The organism is Pirellulales bacterium, assembly GCA_036499395.1.
Classification (GTDB): Bacteria; Planctomycetota; Planctomycetia; order Pirellulales; family JACPPG01; genus JACPPG01.
In genome coordinates this window covers 260,128-279,018 of the sequence record DASYDW010000116.1, presented here as the reverse complement: position 1 = coordinate 279,018, position 18,891 = coordinate 260,128, and the positions used below count along the sequence as shown (strand labels likewise).

The 18,891-nt window shown below is 60.6% G+C and carries 13 protein-coding genes and 1 tRNA gene; 10 read left to right on the top strand and 4 right to left on the bottom strand.

Annotation, left to right across the window (positions count from 1 at the left end; genetic code table 11):
• The first annotated feature begins 30 nt into the window (after positions 1-30).
• The 4 genes from VGN12_21265 (at position 31) to VGN12_21250 (ending at position 4,355) form a co-directional block, all read left to right on the top strand.
• Entirely contained in the window at positions 31-750 is a 720-nt protein-coding gene (locus VGN12_21265) for a hypothetical protein (GenBank protein ID HEY4311991.1), read from the top strand.
• Positions 740-1,561, top strand: coding sequence for a TPM domain-containing protein (locus VGN12_21260; GenBank protein HEY4311990.1), 822 nt, complete (start codon positions 740-742; stop codon positions 1,559-1,561). The genes VGN12_21265 and VGN12_21260 overlap by 11 nt, the downstream gene beginning before the upstream one ends.
• A gap of 199 nt (positions 1,562-1,760) precedes the next feature.
• Complete coding sequence (locus VGN12_21255; GenBank protein HEY4311989.1) at positions 1,761-3,344, top strand: glycosyltransferase family 39 protein; 1,584 nt, start codon at positions 1,761-1,763, stop codon at positions 3,342-3,344.
• 39 nt (positions 3,345-3,383) lie between these two features.
• Positions 3,384-4,355, top strand: coding sequence for an amidohydrolase family protein (locus VGN12_21250; protein HEY4311988.1), 972 nt, complete (start codon positions 3,384-3,386; stop codon positions 4,353-4,355).
• A 23-nt stretch (positions 4,356-4,378) separates the two neighbouring features.
• Here VGN12_21250 and VGN12_21245 read toward each other — a convergent pair whose 3' ends face one another.
• The gene (locus VGN12_21245; GenBank protein ID HEY4311987.1) at positions 4,379-6,166 is read right to left on the bottom strand and encodes a metal-sulfur cluster assembly factor; all 1,788 of its coding nucleotides are present in this window, start codon (positions 6,164-6,166) and stop codon (positions 4,379-4,381) included.
• Positions 6,167-6,658: 492 nt separating this feature from the next.
• On the opposite strand from VGN12_21245, the gene VGN12_21240 reads away from it, so the two are divergent.
• From VGN12_21240 to VGN12_21230, 3 genes are all read left to right on the top strand, one after another.
• Positions 6,659-8,188, top strand: coding sequence for a hypothetical protein (locus tag VGN12_21240; protein ID HEY4311986.1), 1,530 nt, complete (start codon positions 6,659-6,661; stop codon positions 8,186-8,188).
• Between the two features lie 377 nt (positions 8,189-8,565).
• On the top strand, positions 8,566-9,174 hold the full coding sequence (locus tag VGN12_21235) for a hypothetical protein (GenBank protein ID HEY4311985.1): 609 nt from the start codon (positions 8,566-8,568) through the stop codon (positions 9,172-9,174).
• A 462-nt stretch (positions 9,175-9,636) separates the two neighbouring features.
• Positions 9,637-12,990 (top strand): CHAT domain-containing tetratricopeptide repeat protein, encoded by a 3,354-nt coding sequence (locus VGN12_21230; protein ID HEY4311984.1) that lies wholly within the window; start codon positions 9,637-9,639, stop codon positions 12,988-12,990.
• A 56-nt stretch (positions 12,991-13,046) separates the two neighbouring features.
• Here VGN12_21230 and VGN12_21225 read toward each other — a convergent pair whose 3' ends face one another.
• Positions 13,047-13,241, bottom strand: coding sequence for a hypothetical protein (locus VGN12_21225; protein ID HEY4311983.1), 195 nt, complete (start codon positions 13,239-13,241; stop codon positions 13,047-13,049).
• A gap of 379 nt (positions 13,242-13,620) precedes the next feature.
• Here VGN12_21225 and VGN12_21220 point away from each other — a divergent pair, with 379 nt between their 5' ends.
• Complete coding sequence (locus tag VGN12_21220; protein ID HEY4311982.1) at positions 13,621-14,826, top strand: hypothetical protein; 1,206 nt, start codon at positions 13,621-13,623, stop codon at positions 14,824-14,826.
• 108 nt (positions 14,827-14,934) lie between these two features.
• A complete protein-coding gene (locus VGN12_21215; GenBank protein HEY4311981.1) occupies positions 14,935-17,463 on the top strand; it encodes an arylsulfatase in 2,529 nt (842 codons plus the stop codon).
• Positions 17,464-17,497: 34 nt separating this feature from the next.
• On the opposite strand, the gene VGN12_21210 is transcribed toward VGN12_21215, so the two are convergent.
• Both VGN12_21210 and VGN12_21205 read right to left on the bottom strand, forming a co-directional pair.
• Complete coding sequence (locus tag VGN12_21210) at positions 17,498-18,268, bottom strand: DUF3050 domain-containing protein (GenBank protein HEY4311980.1); 771 nt, start codon at positions 18,266-18,268, stop codon at positions 17,498-17,500.
• 151 nt (positions 18,269-18,419) lie between these two features.
• Positions 18,420-18,493 (bottom strand) — tRNA-Asp (locus VGN12_21205).
• 230 nt (positions 18,494-18,723) lie between these two features.
• Here VGN12_21205 and VGN12_21200 point away from each other — a divergent pair.
• Positions 18,724-18,867, top strand: a complete 144-nt coding sequence (locus VGN12_21200) for a hypothetical protein (protein HEY4311979.1) — start codon at positions 18,724-18,726, stop codon at positions 18,865-18,867.
• Positions 18,868-18,891: the final 24 nt, after the last annotated feature.

Genomic DNA, 18,891 nt, shown 5'->3' with positions numbered 1-18,891 from the left:
TTCACGGCAATTATTGGCGCCGAGATTTCTATGCATACGCAAGCGCTGGAGCAAATACCGGCCGTGGCGCGAGACTCGGTCGCACAATATGCCGAGCGCGTGCTGGCGTACGGCGGCAACCACGTGCTGGGGCTGATTCTTTATGGCCCCATTGCCGGCGCCAGGTTCGACCCGACGCTGCACATGATCCATAGCGTGCTCGTGCTGGATGGCATGGGGCTGGAGATTCTCCGCAAGCTTTCCGGGGAAGGGCATCGCTTTGGACGGCGCAGGATTACGGCGCCGATGGTGATGACGCCGGACTTTTTGCAAGCATCGCGCGATACGTTTCCGCTCGAATTGATCGAAATCCAGCAGCAGCGCCTGGTGCTGGTCGGCGAAGACTATTTTGCGGGCATCACGTTCGATCCGGCTCATGTCCGACTGCAGTGCGAGCGCGAGTTGAAAGCGCTGTCGGTCGCGATGCGGCAGGCGGTCGTCGCCGACGGCGATAAAGAGTCTTCGATCCAGCGCGCGGCGCTACCAGCGATGTTCAATTTGTTGCGCGTGCTGCGCGGGATGCTGTGGGTCAAGGGGAAGACCGAGTCGCTGGTCTCGTCGGCATTGCTGGCCGAAGTAGAAGCACTTGCGGGCCGGCATTTGCCAGGAATCCGCCAGGCGCTGGATGCACCCTCCGCGGTTGATTGGCTGGTATTCGAGCGGCTGTACAACGATGTCGAGGCGTTGGGGCAAATTGCCGATGGCTGGTAATACGTCGTGCCGAAGCCTGACGTGGTTGGCGTGCCTGATCGTGGTCTGCTGCGCGGCGCCCGTCGCGGCCGAGGTAACGATTCAAGATCCGGGCACACGCGTCGTTGACAAAGCGGATGTCATCGAACCGGCCACCAGGCAAAAGCTCGAGGATTACCTGGCCGAGCTCGAGCGCAAGACCACGGCCCAAATCAAAGTACTGACGATCCCCAACGCCGACGGAGAGGATATCGTCACGTTCACGCAGCGGCATTTCGATCTATGGAAGTTGGGGCAGAAGGGAAAAGACAACGGGGCGTTGATCATCCTGGACGTGGGGGATCATAAAATTCAGATCGAGCCGGGCTACGGGCTCGAGGGGGCCTTGCCCGATTCTTATTGCGGATCGCTATCGCGCAAGATCAGGGACGAGTTTTTCAAAGCGGGCCAATACTCCGAAGGGCTGCACCAACTGACCGTGGCGGTCGCCAACAAGGTGGCGGACGATCAAGGAGTAAAGCTGGATGGCGTACCGGACATTCGCCACCAGGAGGAAGGGCCTGATCTTTCGGCGGTGGTGGTGCTGATTTTTTTCGCGATCGTGTTCATGTTGATTATTTATTCCTCAATGCGACGCCAGCATCAGCGGCGCGTGTGGCGCGGTGATCTGACGGACGCCTGGTATTGGGGACGCGTGTTGGGTGACGTCGGCCTATCAGTGCTTTCTTCCGGTGGCAGCGGCGGTAGCTCGGGTGGTGGATTTGGCGGTGGCGGAGGGTCGTTCGGCGGCGGCGGCAGTTCAGGGGGCGGTGGCGGAGGCGCCAGTTGGTGAGCGGCCGTCCGTCGCGCCGGCCACGATCGGCAATGCTCTCTCGGTTCTCAAGAGGAAGGTCGCGCGACCCTGCGGTTTGAATTACAATCGACAGCGTGGTTACGTAAGTCGGCATCGAGCCTCGACGAGCATCCGCAGCCGAATGCCGGAACAAACTTCTTCAGAAACGACTAGGTTTGGGACGCGCGGGAAGCCGTTCTTGGTCTGCGCGGCCGTGCTACTGGTGGCGGCCGGGTTGCGCTTGTGGCAGATTGATTTCGATCTGCCTGAAGTGCAGGACGTCGACGCGGGGAAGTTCGTCGATGCCGCGGCACATATCGTCGAGTCGGGGGAATTGAAGCCGCGAGATTTTCAGTATCCCGGTGGATATACCAATCTGCTGGCGCTGCTTTACAAAATCAGCGGGATCGACGGGGCCTATGCCAGACACCTTGCCGCGCGACTGATTTCCGCGGCGGGTGGTGTTGGGATGGTCGGCGCTGCGTGGTTCCTGGCACGCCGGTTCGGGAATCTGCCTGCTGCCTTTGTAGCGGCGCTTTTGACCGCGGTGTCGGTTGATTGTGTTACGAGTTCGCACGTGGCTTGCACCGATACGCTGATGGCATGCTTCGCGTCGTTGGCGTTGGCCTTCGCCATTGCGCCGGTGCCCGATTGGCGCTCGTGGGCTGCCGCGGGGGCGCTCGCGGGTTTGGCTACCGGGATGAAGTTTTCGGGCGGGTGCGTCGGACCAGTCATTGTGCTGGCTGCGATCGTCGACAGCGCGCGACGACGAGAACCTGTACGGATCGCGCGAGACGTCGTGATTATCTGTTTGGCCGGTCTGACGACATTGTGGATAACGACGCCACGATTTCCCGCGGACGCCGCCGAGTATCTCGTTCGCTTACGCCACGAAGCTGCCATTCAGCGCTATGGCCAACTGGGGCACGTGCAGTATGGATATCTGGACTATCTTCTCTCGAAGACAGCCACGCCTGAGCAGCCTTGGCTGGGGACGTCTCTTCTGAGCAACGCGGGACCAGTGGTGCTCGTGATTGCCGCGCTGGCTGTGGTCTTGGCGCTTGCGGGCCGGGCGGGGACAGGGGGCGTGATCACGGCGCTCTACATCGTGGGATACATGGTGCTGATCAGTGGCCCAGGCCATTTGAAAGCCACGCGGTTTTTGCTGCCGGTTCTGCCGGCGCTGTTTGCACTGATTGGCTGGCTGTTGGAATGGGGGACGACGAAGTTCATGACTGCAAAGCTCGCGACGGCGCGGATGCGGCCGATCGCAATTGCCGTGCTAACGATCGCTGTCATATTTTGGCCGGCGATGCGCACGGTGCAGTACCTCGTCCTATTGCGGCAGCCCTCGACAAATACGCTCGCGCGGCAGTGGGTGACAGAAAACCTGCCGGCTGGAACGACATTGTTCGCGTCCCCATTTTATTTGGGAGATTTGTGGTCGTTGCCCGTTCATCCGCTGACGTTCGACGACACCTGGGAGCGGCAATACCGTCTGCCTGAGGGCGTTGGTCCAAGTGCCGAGCGAACGCCGATCTTTGTGCCGCACGTGGTTGATCTTATCGCCCAGAATCAGGCCCAATACGTGGTGCTAAATTCGTATTTCGAGGACGGTCTCGCGCCGACTGCGGACAACCTGCGTTGGTTTCCCGCATCGGTCGAAGGGTACGAGCTGTTTCGTGCGGCGCTCGACGAGCGCGCTGATAAGGTGCATTCCATTTCGGGGTATGCCGAGGGACGCGCAGGCCCGGACATCACGGTTTATCGCTTGCGGCGGTGAATGGCGAGAGGACAAACGGCCAGAACAGGAACCACGACGATGCTGAACCGCCGCAAGTTTCTACAAACGACTTCGAGCGCCGCTCTGACGGCTGGCGGTCTGGCGGGGCTCGAGAGTCACGGCACGGAACCGGCGCCGCAAGCCGCAAAAAGTCCGGTCGTCGACACGCACATGCACGTGTGGATCGATGATCCGGTGCGATTTCCGTTTGCCCATCCATATCAAGCGGACTATCGGCCGCCGGATACTCTTGGCACGCTGGAAGTGCTGCTGGCTGACATGGACCAGAATGGCGTCACGCACGCGATCCTGGTGCAAACGGTCTGCCACGGTTGGGACAACCGGTACACGGCGCATTGTGTTCGTGCGTGCCCCACGCGATTGCGAGGGCATGGTCTGATCGATCCGCTCGATCCCAACGTGGCTGACAAGCTATCGTATTGGGTCCGAGAGCAGGGGCTCTCGGGCATGCGCTTTAGTCCCATCTACTACAAGGGAAAGGACGACTGGCTGACGGCCGAGCCCGCCGAGCGTATGTGGACGAAAGCCGGCGAGTTGGGGGCCGTGCTGAATTTCTTCATCGCGACCGAGCAGTTGCCAAAGCTCGAGACGATGGTCCGCCGGCATCCCGAGGTGCCGACGATTATCGACCATTTAAGCCAGATCGATCTATCGGTTGCGGATCCGCTGCCTGAGATGAAAAAGTTGCTGGCGCTCGCGCGCTATCCGAACGTGCGTGTGAAAGTGTCAGAGCTGACGTCTGTCTCGAAGTCGCACGAGTATCCCTTCGGCGACGCGTTGCCGTGGGTGAAGATGGTCTACGAGGTGTTCGGCCCGACGCGATTGTTGTGGGGAACCGGTTATCCCGGGGTTGCGCGGGAGTTTTACAAGCGTCCGACGCTGGCCGAAGAATTGACGCTCGTGCGCGAGAAGATTCCCTTCTTCACGGCCGACGACCGGCAAAAGATTCTCGGCGAAAACGCCGCGGCCATTTGGAAATTGCAGGCGTAAGGCGGTCGCGATCGCGCCGCGGTTCACGCGGGGAGTCCGAGCGCCGCGCGACCTTGGTCGGTCAAGCGGGCGGTGGTCCAGGCCGGTTCCCAGGTCATTTCGATAACCACATCGCGCACGCCGGGTAGCTTCAAGAGCCGCTCGCGAATACCCTCCGAGACGCGGCCGCCACCTTGGAATTCGAAGAATTGATACACGGGGCGACCCCGGTGTGGCATCGTCATGAGGATATGCACGATCCCCTGGCGATGGGCAACGTCGTAGATATAGCCCATGTCCACGACATTGGCGTCGATCGAATAGAACTGCTCGTCGCGCACTTCGCGCAGCGTCTTCCAGACCGCGGCCTTTAGCGAAGCCGCGTCAGGCGTCTCGCCACAGCGGGCAAGGGGCGGATTGTTGACTGCCGCGCCCGCCAGGTGATCCGGCATGTCGGTGCTGAGCACCAACGGGTTCAGCAAAGTGTGGCGCAACTGCTGATAGAACTCGGCGGCGTCCTCGGTCGGATAGGGGGCCAGACAATAAGCACTCTTTTGTAGGTAAGAAGCGCCTGCTTTCATGTCCGTCGTTTGTGCCGGGTAACGACTCCATAGCTGCCCGTGCCCTGCGTAGTGGAGTGTTGGTTCACCACCGTGGGCGATTGTGCCCGGGCCAGTCACGTTGTGCATGAGACGCAGCGCAACGAATGCGTCGCGGCTCGTGCGGTTGAAGAATCCCACTCCCCATAGGGCGTCGGACTGATCTTTCGGAACGGCTCCTTCGTGCAATCGTCCGGCCGTGTCAATCCAAACCATGTCGGTAAACGAGTAGCCTGAGAAGACCCATTCGTCATCGCGCATGGCTTCGATACGGAAGTCCTGCACCATGTCCATGCGTCCCTGCTTGAGAAAGTAGGGAAGGCCTGCATGAAACGTATAAGTGACGTCGATGTGCATGCGGCTGGGCGTGAACAGAGGATGCATAGGACTGTGCGGAAAGCCCCAGCGGCGAACCTGTACGACGAGCGGGCCACGCGTGACCTCGAAGTTTGGGCAATGGTCCCAGTTGCGCATGCGGAGTTTCTGAAAGCTGCCCGCATCGACGTAATCGTGCCCCCAGTCGATGTCCGGAGGCTCGCCATGCCCTTTGCCGCCGGCATAAAGTTCCAGCCCATGTTCGCGCGCGTAGATCAACCGCTCGAGCTGGCCGGTTTGCCGTGACAGCTTCGCTTGATAATGCTTGTTCGAAATATCGAGACCTTGCCCTAGGCCGTCGACGTGCAGGTCGGTCTGATAGTGGGGAAGCTCGGCATGGGGATTGCCGGCGAATACGAAATAGTGCGCCGTGTCATGTGCGGCAGCGTCCGCGTGAAACACCAGACGTACGCGAACCTCGTCCTGCTGACGCCGGTACTCGTACACCTGACTGGGAATTTCTTGCAGCCGGCGCTGGGCGCGATCCCAGCGGGCGACGCGGATTTCGCGCATCGGATCATGGACTTGATCTGCGGTGAAGGCCACGCTTAGGTCGACGGGCTCGGCGGTGCGTGCCAGGCCGACCGTTTCATGCAACGTCAGTGGCTTACAAATCGACCAGCCGCGTGCCCATTGCGACACCGCCGCAGGCAGTTGCGATACCGGAACAAACGATGATGCGGACGAGTCGGCCTGTTCGGCGGGCGCAGCGCGTTGCCGCTCGAACGACAAAGTTTCTTTGAGCGACGCCGCCAGCGACATGGCCTGATCCAATTGGCCAGCAGCATAGGCCGCGGCAAGCAGTTCCAGCTTGCGGTTAACGGAATCGGTGCGATCGGCGTAGGGGATGTCGCTCATGATTTGTTTTTCGGCTTACGAGTGCGTGTGCGTCATGATTTGGAGAGTGCAACGCCTACTCCGTGCGCTTAGAACGATGACCGCCAGATTAGAGTAGTTGCCCCGCCTTATGATCGCAAAGAGGAGCCAAATTCTGACGCTTTGGCGGCAGTTATGGTGTGCCAGGGGAGTTGGTTGATTGCGTCGGATCGTATCGTTACACTAATTTGTGAATGGATTCCGGTGTTCGAGGTAAAGCTAAATGCTCTTTCACACTCGCGCCGCCTAATCGCGGAGCACGCTCGTGACCTCTCTCTAAAAGCCGGCCGCTCGCGCCCCTCGTGCTGAGGTGCGTTTTCTCTGCCCGGCGTCTTTCCACAACAGAACCGTTGAGCTGGTCGAGTCTGCACCTGCGCGCTGATTCGCGCCGCTCACGGATCGCATCGTTTCGTCACCTTTTGTTTTACGTGATATTCCGACTTCGTTAACAGCATTCCTCCTCGGGGCCAGTTAATGCCACTCCCTTCTGTTTTCACGCGTGCCCTGGCGGTTCTGGTGCCCTTATTGTGCGTTGTATCGGCGCGAGCCGAACCGACGTCCCCCTATCTCGACATCGAGCCATACGTTACGAGCATGCCTGCGACGAGCCGCTTTACGTTCGATCCGGTAACCGGCGCCATGTTCGTTGGCAATGCTGCTTCGCTGGGGCCGATCTTCGCAGTGCCGCCTGGCGGTGGATCGTTCTCGACTTATGGTCCTTCGATTCTGGATCCAGATGCTGTTATGTTCGACACCACTGGCTCTGTGTCGGGCGTGCCTGGTGCGGTACTTGTGGGCGGGCAGGACACGAATGTAGTCGCCGTGAAGCCCGATCAAACCGTGATCGGCACAAACGTCAGCCAGATCGACAATCCGTCGGATTTTGTTTTCGACCATACGGGGCGTTTGCTGATAACGGACAACAACTTGTCGAGCCTGGTTTCATACCAGTCCGGCGTCTCGCAAACGATCTATCAACAGAATGTCGCCATGAAGGGCCTCGACGTCGATAGCGCGAACAATATCTATTTCAGCGACAACTCGGGCCGGATCGCCGAACTCGATTCCAATGGCCACATGCTGAATCCGAGCTTCGCAACAGGACTGGGGGCCTCGCCGGCGATCGCATTTGGCACTGGTGGCGGCTTCGGCAATTATTTGTACGCGCTCGGAAATGACCAACTAATCCGTTATGACACCGCCGGCGATGCCACGGTCATTGGCACCGGCTTCGGTTCGTTCACGGACGGCTTTCTTTTTGGGCCAGATGGTGCGTTGTATGTCGGAAACGGCGGCGACATTTACCGAATCACGGCCGTCAATATTCCGCCGCCACCGCCTCCTCCTCCGACCCCCTCGCTTGTGCATTTCACGATCAGCGCGGCCGAAAGTACGATAACACTTTCCGGGACGTCGCAAGGTGCTGCGATAAACGAGATCACGCCCGGTTCGTTGGCGACATTGCTGCACGGTTCGCTCGATGTACACATTGTGCCCGGCAGCCAGATTACGTTTGACGTTGCCAATCAAATCACACCGAGCAACCAGCCAGGGCCGTTCCAGCCGGGAAATGGCCCCGCGCAATTTGCCGCACAGTCCACGATTGTTGGCAGTCCGGCCGTGGGAGCATGGCACAATCTGGCTTGGAGCATGACCAGCTCGGTCCAGCATGCGATCGACAGCACGGGCGCTTTCAGCGTGGCAAACCTGAATTTCTCGTCCTTAGGCGGCACGCTCGACTACATCTACCAGGGAACGACCGGCTCGTTTCCGAATGGTGGCAGTACGAATGGCAATTTGACCGGTTCGATCGTGCCCTTCGGTAGCGGCTATCGCATAACCATTCCGTTTCACTACACGATTAATGTCGGTGGCGAAGTGCAGACCTTCGACGGCCAGATTGTTGCCTACTCGACGGAAGTCCCCGAGCCGTCGGGCCTGGCGATAATCGGGAGCCTGGCCGTGACCGCGATGCTGAGTCTGGCACAGCGAAGGCGACGATAGCCGCGTTTTATTGCTATCGAACGGGGCAAAAGCTCCGAACTGCTATCGCAATTTCCGGGGCCCTGCGCAGGGTACGACTGGCCAATTGCGACGATCGTCGGGAAAATGCCTCGCAGGTGGCATTTGCTCAACGCGGAATCGTAAGCCATGTTTCCCCAGGCACACGCCCGTCAGGCCGTGCGCGGTAGCTCGTGGTGCGCGCTAAGCTACTGTCAGCGCTTGCATGTCGTGAGCGCTGAAAAGCAATGCGCGCACGCTTGACTATTGGTCGACGGCCGCGATTATTGCTGCGATCAACGACGACGCGATTCGGCTGCGACTGTGAATTTTGCGACTGTGGGGCCGGCATGCTTTGCGCGAAACCAATACGATCCGTGATGCTCGGCGGCGCCGTTGCGCTGGCCGTGTATCTTGCAGGTATCGCGCAAGCTGTGGAACCGGCGCCGATGGGGGTGCCTGGCTATTCGGGCGCCTATGCCGGTCAGGGTGTGGTTGGTTACACGGTTCCCATCGCGCCAGGCCGGCAGGCTCCGGTGGTTACTGGTCGGGGCGCTCCGGTGGTTGTGCGTAATACGGCCCCTTCGGTGCCGGGTTACATCGCCAGCTACAGTGTGCCGGTGGCCGTGCCGGGTCAACCTCCGGTCATCACCGGATATCGCGCGAGCTATAACGCGCCGGTCGCCATCGCACCGGCGCCTGTATCACGCCCCGCTCCCGCGCGGGCCAGGTTCTACAATCCCGTTGGTTTCGGATTCGGTGGTTACAGTTACGGAGAATATCCGGCGTATGGATATAACGGATACTTGCCGGCGGCTTACGACGGATTCAATGTCTCGGGCTATGAATCACGCGCCGTGACTTCGACCGGCTATCGAGGCGCTTCGACGCCCGGACTGCCCGGCGGCTACAGTACTTTCAACATGTCGGAAGCGTGGACCGGCTATTGCGGCCCGAACGGCTGCCGGATGAACTATCGCGCCAACTAGTCAGGCGCGATCTTCTATTACCCTGCACTTACGACCTCTTCGTGTCGCGGGGCCCTGTAGAAACCGTTAGGCGGATTCGCACGGCCATGCGGCCGCTGTTACGATTAATATGGGCGAGTCACTTCGGTCGTTGTGCGACGGGGCAGAGTCTGAAACATCGCGCAAGTGTTTGCCCGCTCAGGGCGAATCGCGGAAGCTGATGAACAGGCCGAACTGCCAGGCGGATCTCTCGGGCGCTACTGGATGCGTTACATAGCTTGCGCGCCGGCGGTCAGGAAACGGATTTGAAGGGCAAGGATGAATTGGTTCCGGCGAGTACTCGCAATATTGGTCGCGACTTCCGCGATCGCGGTCCGCGCCGAGCCACCGACGAAACCGAGTACGGAACCCGCTGCGGATTCTGCATCCCAAACGACAGAGAGTCCGGAGCGGCAAGCCCAGCTCGATAAACAAAAGGAATTGATGAAGTCGGCTGCCGATCTGATCGAGCAGGGCAAGCCGCACGATGCAATTCCTGTCGCGACCGAAGCCGTGGAATTATGCCGGAAACTGTTCGGCAGTGAACATGTCGAGACGGCGCTCGCGCTTCATCAGCTCGCTTATTGTTACACGTTCGAGGATAGTTACCGCCCGGCCCTCATGCACAACCAAGAGGCGCTGGCCATCCGCCGTAAAGTTTTGGGAGACAAGCACCCGCATACGGCGGTGTCGCTCAAGAACTTGGGGGTGGCGCTGGGCAGGCTTGATCGTTTCAAAGAAGCGCTGGCCTGCCATCAAGAGGCGCTGGCGATCTACACGGAATTGTCCGGTGAAGAATCGATCGACGCGGCTCTCGAGCAAGAGAACGTCGCCGCGGCGCTCACGGGTTTGAAAGACTTCGCCGGCGCACGCGCTTATAGCGAAAAGGCCGTGGCTACAATGGCGAAATCCTTGGGGGCCGACGCGCCGCAAACGATGGCCGCCCTGCGGCAGCTCGGCGACCTCCTGATCCAATTAAAGGAGTATGACAAGGCGGAGCCGATTCTGGAGAAGGGTTACGTCTCGCTGCCGAAGGAAGGGGAAAAATACGGCGGCGTAATTTCGGTCATGCGAAAGATGGCCGAAAGCCAGCAGCGCACCCAGGATTTAGCCGGTGCGCGGCGGCGCTATGAAGAGGCGCTAGCCCTTTGCGATACACGGCTGGAAAAGCCGGTCATGGCGGCGGACATTCTTGGCCATCTGACAATTGTCGCCGAACAGATGGAGGATAAAGCCGCGGCGCTACGGTATGCCGAACAGGGAGCGACGAAATGCGCCAAAGCCTTCGGCGCGAATCACGATCGCACGATCGTTACGGTGCGCGAGGTGGGAAGTCTGTATCTGGAAATGCACGACTTCAAGTCGGCGCAATCCTGGTTGCAGAAGGCGTTGGCCCTGCAAAAGGACGCCACCGAGCCTAATCTGCAGACGACGCTGGGCGTCCTTGGAAAATTGGCGTCCCTGTCGTTCACGCTAGGCGACAACGCGGCCACCCAGGGATTGCTCGAAAGAAAGCTGGCCGCACAGATTCAGGCTTACGGCGAGAAGCAGCCGGAAACGGCTGCCATCCTGCAGGACCTGGGCTTCTTGCTACGGCGCACGGGCAAGTCGGCCGATGGGCGCAAATGTCTGGAGCGCGCTCTGGCCATCCAGCGCGAAGTCTTTGATCCGCGCGGTCTCGAAGTGGCGAACACGCTGTGTACTTTGGGGCTGCTATCACTGGACTTAAAAGAGTTCGACGAGGCACGCAGCTATTTCCAGGAAGAACTAGCGATTCGCCGCGAAGGATCTGCGGCCGTTAACCCGCGCGTGGCCATGGCGCTTGATAACCTGGCCTTCGTCGAAGGAATGCAGGGCAAATACGCCGCGGCCGTGAAGGGATATCAGGAAGCGCTCGATCTGCGGCGCCAACAAGCCATCGACGACGAAGATCCGACGTTGATCGGTTCTTTCAACGGATTGGCCATCTTTGCCGCCGCCGAGGGCGCCTGGGCCGATGCCGCGCATCACGAAGACCAGTCGCGACGCCGGGCCCTGACGCATGTGACCAAGGTGCTGGCCACGCTCCCCGAACGCGAACAATTGCGCTACCTGAACGAAGTGGACATGGGCATGCTGCAAGCGGGACTGTCGCTGGCCCTTCGGCAGCGCACGAATCCCGAGATTGCCGCGCTATCGGCCGGTTGGGTCTTGAACGGCAAATCGATGACCGAAGAGCTGCTGGCTGACCGGATCATTCGCGCGCGCGAAAGCAACGAGCCGGCGCTGCGTCAAATCGCGCAGAAACTGGTCGGCGTGCGCAGTCGACAAGCGCAGCTCGCCTTCGCGGCGAAAGACGGCGACGCTAACGACGCACAACGCAAAGAGATCTCGCAACTGGCGTCGACCGAGGAAAGCCTGTCGTACCAACTGGCCACGGCCGGCAGCAAATCTTTGACCGGGCGGCGCTGGATCGAGGTCGAACAATTGCGACAGGCGCTGGCTCCGGGAGACGTGTATATCGACATTGCCCGGTTCCCGCTGCTGGATTTTGATTTCGCCTACGCCGGCATGCGCTGGCGGCCGGAGCATTACGCGGCCTGGATCGTGCCCGCCGCTGGGCACGGCAACGTCAAGCTGGTCGACCTGGGCGAGGCGGAAGCGATCGATCGAGCGATCGTTGATTTGCGCGTCTCGATCAAGACCGTGTTCCGCACTGACGCGAAGGGGCACTTACGACCTCTCGACGAACGAGCCGACAAGCTGGCGATCGCCGCCTTCCACAAGTTATCGCAGTTGGTGCTGCATCCCCTGGTGCGCGAGATCGGCGTGGCCGAGCATTTGATCATCAGCCCCGATTCAGGATTGTGGCTCGTGCCTTGGGCGGCGCTGATACTGCCGAACGGTCAGTTCACCGTCGAACTGGTGCGCGTCAGCCACGTCGTCAGCGGCCGCGAGTTGGTGGCGCCGAAATCGAAGCGCAATTCGAACCAGCCACTGATCGTGGCGAATCCGAATTTCGATTTGCCTCCGGACGAAGCTAATTCGATCGCCAAGGCCGTGCTGACGCGCACGAAGATCAATCCCGACGCTCGGAAAACGACGCGGCTGAAACCGCCCAGCCCACCACTGGGTAGGCCGCTTGAGGATTTTGCCCAACAGGTGCAGGACGTAGCGCCGAAGCTGGCGACGTACGCTGGGCAAAAACCGGCCGTGTTGCAAGGAGATCGTGCGCTCGAGCCGTTGGTCAAAGCCGTACACGGCCCGCAGTTGATGCTGTTGGCGACGCACGGCTTCTTCGAGCCGCCACGCCGAAGCGTTGAGCAGCAGGCAAGATCGTTGGCCTTGAGCGGTGGCGATGGCGGAGAATCGTCGCTGATGGCGCTGCCCGACAATCCGCTGCTGCATTGCGGTCTGCTGTTGGCGGGCTGCAACTGGCGGAACACGGCCCGAGGGGATGACGGAATTCTGACGGGCATGGAGATCCTGGGCATCGACCTGCGCGGCACGGAGTTGGTCGTGCTTAGCGCGTGCGACACCGGCGTCGGAAGACTGCGCACCGGCGAAGGCGTGGCAAACGTCCGGCAGGCGTTCCGGCTCGCCGGGGCGGAAGCCGTCGTGTCGACGTTGTGGCCGGTGCTGACGATCGAAGCCAATCAGCAGATGAGCGAATTTTTCGCACAACTCGCCGCCGGTCGATCGAAGGTGGACGCGCTGCGCGACGCGCAGTTGGCAGCCATCAAACGCCTGCGCGCGCAATACAATTCGGCGCCGCCGCTGGTTTGGGCCGCCTTCACGCTTACCGGTCGCGGACGATAGACGTCATTCTGGCGGCGCGATTTCGTGTGCTTCTTTGCGGTGTTGCCCGCTCGATTTCACGCCAGACGCCGCGCGACCCGTGCCGGCAGCGTCAATATCGCATCGAGCGTGTCGAAGATCACGGCAAAGGTCCAGCCGATCAACCGGAATGGCAGCAGCACCAGCCATACGATCGGATACAGAAACAACACCAGAATGGCCAACGGCCAGCAAACCACTAGCAGCAGGCACCACAGCAAGAACGTCAACATGAGAATTCCAGGCGGGGGATAGCAGGGGACTCGACCCTCTGTCAGCTTATTCGTCGGGGGAAAAGAAATCTTGGCCTGAATCCCGTGCGGGTTCGGGGCCTATCCAATAGTAGCAACCGATGCCAGTTAGGGCGTTCATCGGGTCAGTCGTTACGATCCTTACTCTCGTTCTCCCATTACTATGTTGAATCGGGCGGCGCGTTCGTTACGCGCCGGTCCTGCAGCACTCTGCGGTAACCTAGAGTTTTTCGTGCTGTTCGGTGGCTGAGTGAATCATGGCCGCCCCGGTCGATCGCGGTTCCGAACGTCGTGGATTCGATTTCCGACGTCGTGCCGTGACCGCGGATGCCTGAACTGACTCGTAGTGCCGGCAGCACAAATGTTGATCTTGAAGAAAGGAAACACCGCCATGGGGCGACGGATGATTATCTCGATGCTGGTGGCATTTCTATGTCTGGCTGTGCCGCGCGCTTACGCGCAACGCGGCCGCGGCGAAGGGCGCTCCGGCGGCGGACATTCTCCGGGCGGTGAGTGGTCCGAACGCTCGCATCAGGGAGGCAACCACGCCCAAGGGGGCGGTGCAAATCGCGAACGCACTGGCGGCAACTCCGGCGGAAAGGAACAGGGCTTCGCCGGTAAGAACGGCGCTAGCGTGAACGGTCGAGGAAATAATTCCAGCGCTGCGGCGGGCGCCGCGGCTGCTGAACGGCGCGGACCTCAGGCCACTGGCGCGCAAGGCGCCGCAGCGGGCGCTGCCGCAGCGAACAGGAACAACCCGACTGCCACCGGCAAACAGGGCGCAGCCGCCGGGGCGGCTGCCGCGAATCGCAACTCGCCGCAGTATTCAGGAGCACAGGGTGCGGCCGCAGGCGCAGCAGTTGCCAATCGCAATTCGCCACAGTTCTCAGGCGCCGAGGGGGCCACGGCGGGGGCGGCTGCCGTACGGAATTCGTTCAACAATCCCAGCCTCTACAACAGTCAATGGTACGGAGCGCACGCCGGCGCCTGGTATCCGCATGGCTGGACAGCGGGAGCGGTGTGGGGAACACCGACCTGGGGCGCGGTGGGCGGATATTACGGTGCCGGTGCGGCGCCAGTTGCGTACAACTACGGCGTGAATCCTGCGTACTCGAATGGCATGGTCACGATGAACGGTCAGCCGGTCGGTACGCCGGCTGAATACAGCCAGCAGGCGGCCGAACTGGCTGCTACGGGCGCCGGGGCCGAGGCGGCCAGTGGTGAAGACTGGATGCCGCTGGGCGTCTTTGCGATGGTTCGCAACGAGCAGCAGCATCCGCAGTTGATCCTGCAACTGGCCGTGAACAAGCAGGGCATCCTCCGCGGCAATTATACCGACGAGGTGACCGAGCACACTCAGCCCATCCAGGGTGCGGCCGATCCCAAGACACAGCGCGCGGCTTGGACGGTGGGGGACAACACGGAGTCGGTGATGGAGGCCGGCATGAGCGATCTCGCGCAAGGCGAGGCGCCCGCGCTGATTCACAAAAACGGCAAGACCGATCATTGGTTGCTGGTGCGTTTGGACAAGCCAGAAGGTCAAACGGCTGACAGCCCAGCGAAGTAACGCTAGATTAATCGGGAATCGCCGTACGTTATTCGCTCGGGGCAGCGCTCGATCGAGCATGGCGCAAGTCGCGCTGTCGCAGCATCATGTTACGAAGGGAGTCGAAGCGTGATTCACGTATTACGATCCGTAGTGCGAGTTTCGAGATGTCTTGCCAGTGCCGCGCTCGTGATCGCGACGGCGCGAAGTTCTTTCGCACAAGGTGAGCGAGCACCGACGCCACCGTCCGGATCGCCCACGGCGACGCGCACCCTCGACGGAAAGTATCTGCCGTCGCAACCGCCGGTGTTCGGAGGCGTGATCAACATGAACGCCGTGGATTCGAGGCCGTGGTGGCCGCCCCGCGTGGTGCCCCCCAAGGGTGCGCCGAACGTGCTGTTGATCATGACCGACGATGTCGGCTTCGGCGCCCCCAGCACCTTTGGCGGCGTGATTCCTACGCCGTCTTTGGATCGCGTGGCCAAGATGGGATTGCGCTACACGCAGTTTCACTCGACGGCGCTATGCTCGCCGACGCGCGCGGCGCTGATTACTGGGCGGAATCATCACTCGGTCGGCTTCGGCCAAGTGTCCGAAATGGCCACCGGGTTTCCCGGTTACGACAGCATCATTGGGCCTGATACGGCCACGCTCGGCCAGGTGCTGAAAGACAACGGCTACGCCACCAGTTGGTTCGGCAAGAATCACAACACGCCGGCGTTTCAAGCCAGCCAGGTCGGCCCTTTCGATCAATGGCCGATCGGTATGGGCTTTGAATTCTTCTATGGCTTCGTCGGTGGTGATACCAGCCAGTGGCAGCCGAACCTGTTTCGCAACACGACGGCGATTTATCCCTACGTAGGCAAGCCGGAGTGGAATCTCACAACAGCCATGGCCGACGAGGCGATCGCGCATCTGCAGATGATCAGCGAGATCGCGCCGGACAAGCCGTTCTTCTGTTATTACGTCCCAGGCGGAACCCATGCGCCGCATCATGCCACGCCCGAGTGGATTGAAAAGTTCAAGGGCAAGTTCGACATGGGTTGGAACAAACTGCGCGACCAGATCTTCGCCAACCAGAAGAAGCTGGGCGTAATCCCGGCCGACGCCAAACTCACTCCTTGGCCTGACGAACTGAAGAAATGGGACGATCTGTCGGCCGAGGAGAAGAAGCTGTTCACCCGTCAGGTCGAAGTCTATGCCGCTTACCTGGCCTACACCGATCACGAAATTGGTCGCGTCATTCAGGCGGTCGAAGACCTGGGGAAACTGGATAACACGCTGGTCATTTACATCAGCGGCGACAACGGCAGTAGTCCCGAAGGCTCGCCGATCGGCACGCCGAACGAAGTCGCGCAGTTCAACGCGGTCGAAGTGCCGGTGCCGCTGCAGTTGGCGATGTTCTACGACAAGTGGGGTTCGGACAAGACCTATAACCATATGGCGGTCGGTTGGACCTGGGCTTTCGACACGCCGTTCAAATGGACGAAGCAGGTGGCGTCGCATTTCGGCGGCACGCGCCAGGGAATGACGATAGCGTGGCCGAAGCAGATCAAGGACGCCGGCGGCATCCGCAATCAGTTTCACCATGTGATCGACGTTACGCCGACGATTCTCGAATTGACCGGCATCAAGGCGCCGCAGATGGTCAACGGCATCGCGCAGCGGCCGATCGAAGGCGTGAGCATGACCTACTCCTTCGACAAGGCGAATGCCAAGGCCCCCTCGCCGCACAAGACGCAGTATTTCGAAATGCTGGGGAACCGGGGCATTTATCACGAAGGTTGGTATGCCAACACCACGCCCATCAATCCTCCCTGGAATCTGGGAGCGACCCCCAATCAGAACGTGATGAACAGCTACAAATGGGAGCTGTACGACCTGACGAAGGATTGGACGCAAAACGACGATCTGGCGGCCAGCCAGCCCGACAAGCTTAAGGAATTGCAGCAACTGTTCATCGTCGAGGCGGCCAAGTACCAGGTCTTTCCGCTCGACAATTCCCTGGCCACTCGCATGGTTTCGCCGCGTCCCAGCGCCACGGCCGGCCGCAATGTTTTCACTTATAGCGGTGAGCTGACCGGCATCCCGATGGGGGCGGCGCCGATGATTTTAGACTCCTCGTACACGATCACGGCCGAGATCGAAGTTCCGGCCGACGGTGGCGAAGGGGTGCTCGCGACGCAGGGAGGACGTTTCGGCGGCTGGGGATTCTATCTGCTGAAAGGAAAGCCGGTCTTCTTGTGGAACATGCTCGACTTGCGGCGCATACGCTGGGAAAGCCCTGCACAGCTGGCCGCGGGCAAACACACCCTGGAGTTCGCCTTCAAATACGAAGGGCTCGGTATGGAGACCCTGGCCTTTAACAATCGCAGCGGGCTGGGGCACGGCGGGCCAGGGACGCTAAAGGTCGACGGCAAGGTCGTGTCATCGCACAAGATGGAACACAGCATTCCCGTTGCTTTGCAATGGGACGAAACGTTCGACATCGGCGCCGATACGGGCACGCCCGTCGACGACAAGGATTACCAGGTGCCCTTCAAATTCACCGGCAAGCTGAGCAAACTGACGCTGAAGATCGACCGGCCGAAGCTGACTCCGGCCGACGAGAAACGCCTGACCGAAGAGAGTCAGCGCAGCAATCGAGCCAGTGAGTAAGCGCGGAAAAAGCTTATCGTCGCTCTTTGCGGCGTCAGTCGGCGGTGATGACCGCCTGATGAATCGCGTTCCAGAACGTCAGCCGCGACTCGAGCGCGGCCACGGCAGCCTGTTCGACGGTTTTCCAGCGCCCCGCAGCGGCTCCGCAGAGACTTTCGATCAAGCGATTGGCCATCGGGCCATGTTCGTCGCCATCGAGTTCCACGTGCCGCAGTAGGTAGTACCGGAACTCGTCGAGGTCATGGCCGACGCGGCCGGCGATTTCGTCGACGATTTTCTGGAACACGGCCGGCAGTAGATCTTCACGGCCGAAGGTGAACGTGGCGGCGATACGGCACACGTCACCGCTATCGATCGTCGCGAAAGTTCGACCGACAAATTCCTGGATAGCTGGTGCTATGCCGGCGGTCTGCATGGCGGCCGCGATGGTCTTGCCGGTGCGCAATTGCGCGAGAAAGTTGTCGATCGCTGATGTATCGGCGCCGAAGTTTCGCATCGCCTGGTGGTACAGCTCGTAGTGGCTGGCGAACCCGCCGTGGCCGTCTTCGTCGCTTTCCTCGGCCAGCACGATTTCATTGATCAGCCGACCACCGAGAGACGCCTGGTTCGGTATCCAGGGGATCGTGACGCAACAAAGCTGCCGCTGCAGTGCCTTCAGCAGGGACATGAAATCCCAGACGGCGAAGACATGATGTTGCATGAAAACCCGCAACGCCTTGGCGTGGCCCAGGTCGTTGTAGATCGGGTGGCGGAGCAGCGCCTCGCGCACGGGGGCGATCGCAGCTTGAACGGAGTCGAGGCCCACGAATTCGGGTTCCTTCGGGCGAGCTCCGCTGGCGTCTTTTCGGTCGCCGCCGGAGGGGGGTGGGTCTACCTGGGCCCCGTTGGGCGGGCGAGGCTGCGCGCACAAAAAAACTGGCAGGGTACGTCGTTGACGTAAACCCTTACCAGTTCAGCGAGGACGACGGGACTCGAACCCGCAACCACCGGATCGACAGTCCGGTACTCTAACCAATTGAGCTACGTCCCCGGGGGGTGAAACGGTGAATTATACCCCCGGGTTGACCCCTCGCAAGTCGCCTTGGTTCACTCGGGCCGAACTGCCGAAATGGCTCTGCGAGGCCCCTGGAACCTGGCGCGACAAGTTGTGAGGAAAATACCGTTTGCAACCGCCGCCAGGCGCCGCTGGTGACCTATCCTTTCACGGGTAAGAGACAAGGGGCGGGGCCGGGGCGCTCGCCAAAGCAGGAGTCATGTCTGATGCGGTTCATTTCGCACTACGTCCATTCGATGATGCTCTATTTTGATCGGCTCAACAGCCATCAATGGATGTGGGTGCTGTTCGGCATCGTGCTCTTGGGGCTGTACTGCATGCGTGGGTTTGGATCCCGCGCGAAGTATTAGGCCGGATTTTCCCCGCGGGTTATG

What these genes read in the sequence shown, in the direction of transcription:
- VGN12_21265 (HEY4311991.1), top strand. Translation starts at nt 31, where the DNA reads ATGCATACGCAAGCGCTGGAGCAAATACCGGCCGTGGCGCGAGACTCG.
- VGN12_21260 (HEY4311990.1), top strand. Translation starts at nt 740, where the DNA reads ATGGCTGGTAATACGTCGTGCCGAAGCCTGACGTGGTTGGCGTGCCTG.
- VGN12_21250 (HEY4311988.1), top strand. Translation starts at nt 3,384, where the DNA reads ATGCTGAACCGCCGCAAGTTTCTACAAACGACTTCGAGCGCCGCTCTG.
- VGN12_21245 (HEY4311987.1), bottom strand. Translation starts at nt 6,166, where the DNA reads ATGAGCGACATCCCCTACGCCGATCGCACCGATTCCGTTAACCGCAAG.
- VGN12_21240 (HEY4311986.1), top strand. Translation starts at nt 6,659, where the DNA reads ATGCCACTCCCTTCTGTTTTCACGCGTGCCCTGGCGGTTCTGGTGCCC.
- VGN12_21235 (HEY4311985.1), top strand. Translation starts at nt 8,566, where the DNA reads ATGCTCGGCGGCGCCGTTGCGCTGGCCGTGTATCTTGCAGGTATCGCG.
- VGN12_21230 (HEY4311984.1), top strand. Translation starts at nt 9,637, where the DNA reads ATGAAGTCGGCTGCCGATCTGATCGAGCAGGGCAAGCCGCACGATGCA.
- VGN12_21225 (HEY4311983.1), bottom strand. Translation starts at nt 13,241, where the DNA reads ATGTTGACGTTCTTGCTGTGGTGCCTGCTGCTAGTGGTTTGCTGGCCG.
- VGN12_21220 (HEY4311982.1), top strand. Translation starts at nt 13,621, where the DNA reads ATGTTGATCTTGAAGAAAGGAAACACCGCCATGGGGCGACGGATGATT.
- VGN12_21200 (HEY4311979.1), top strand. Translation starts at nt 18,724, where the DNA reads ATGCGGTTCATTTCGCACTACGTCCATTCGATGATGCTCTATTTTGAT.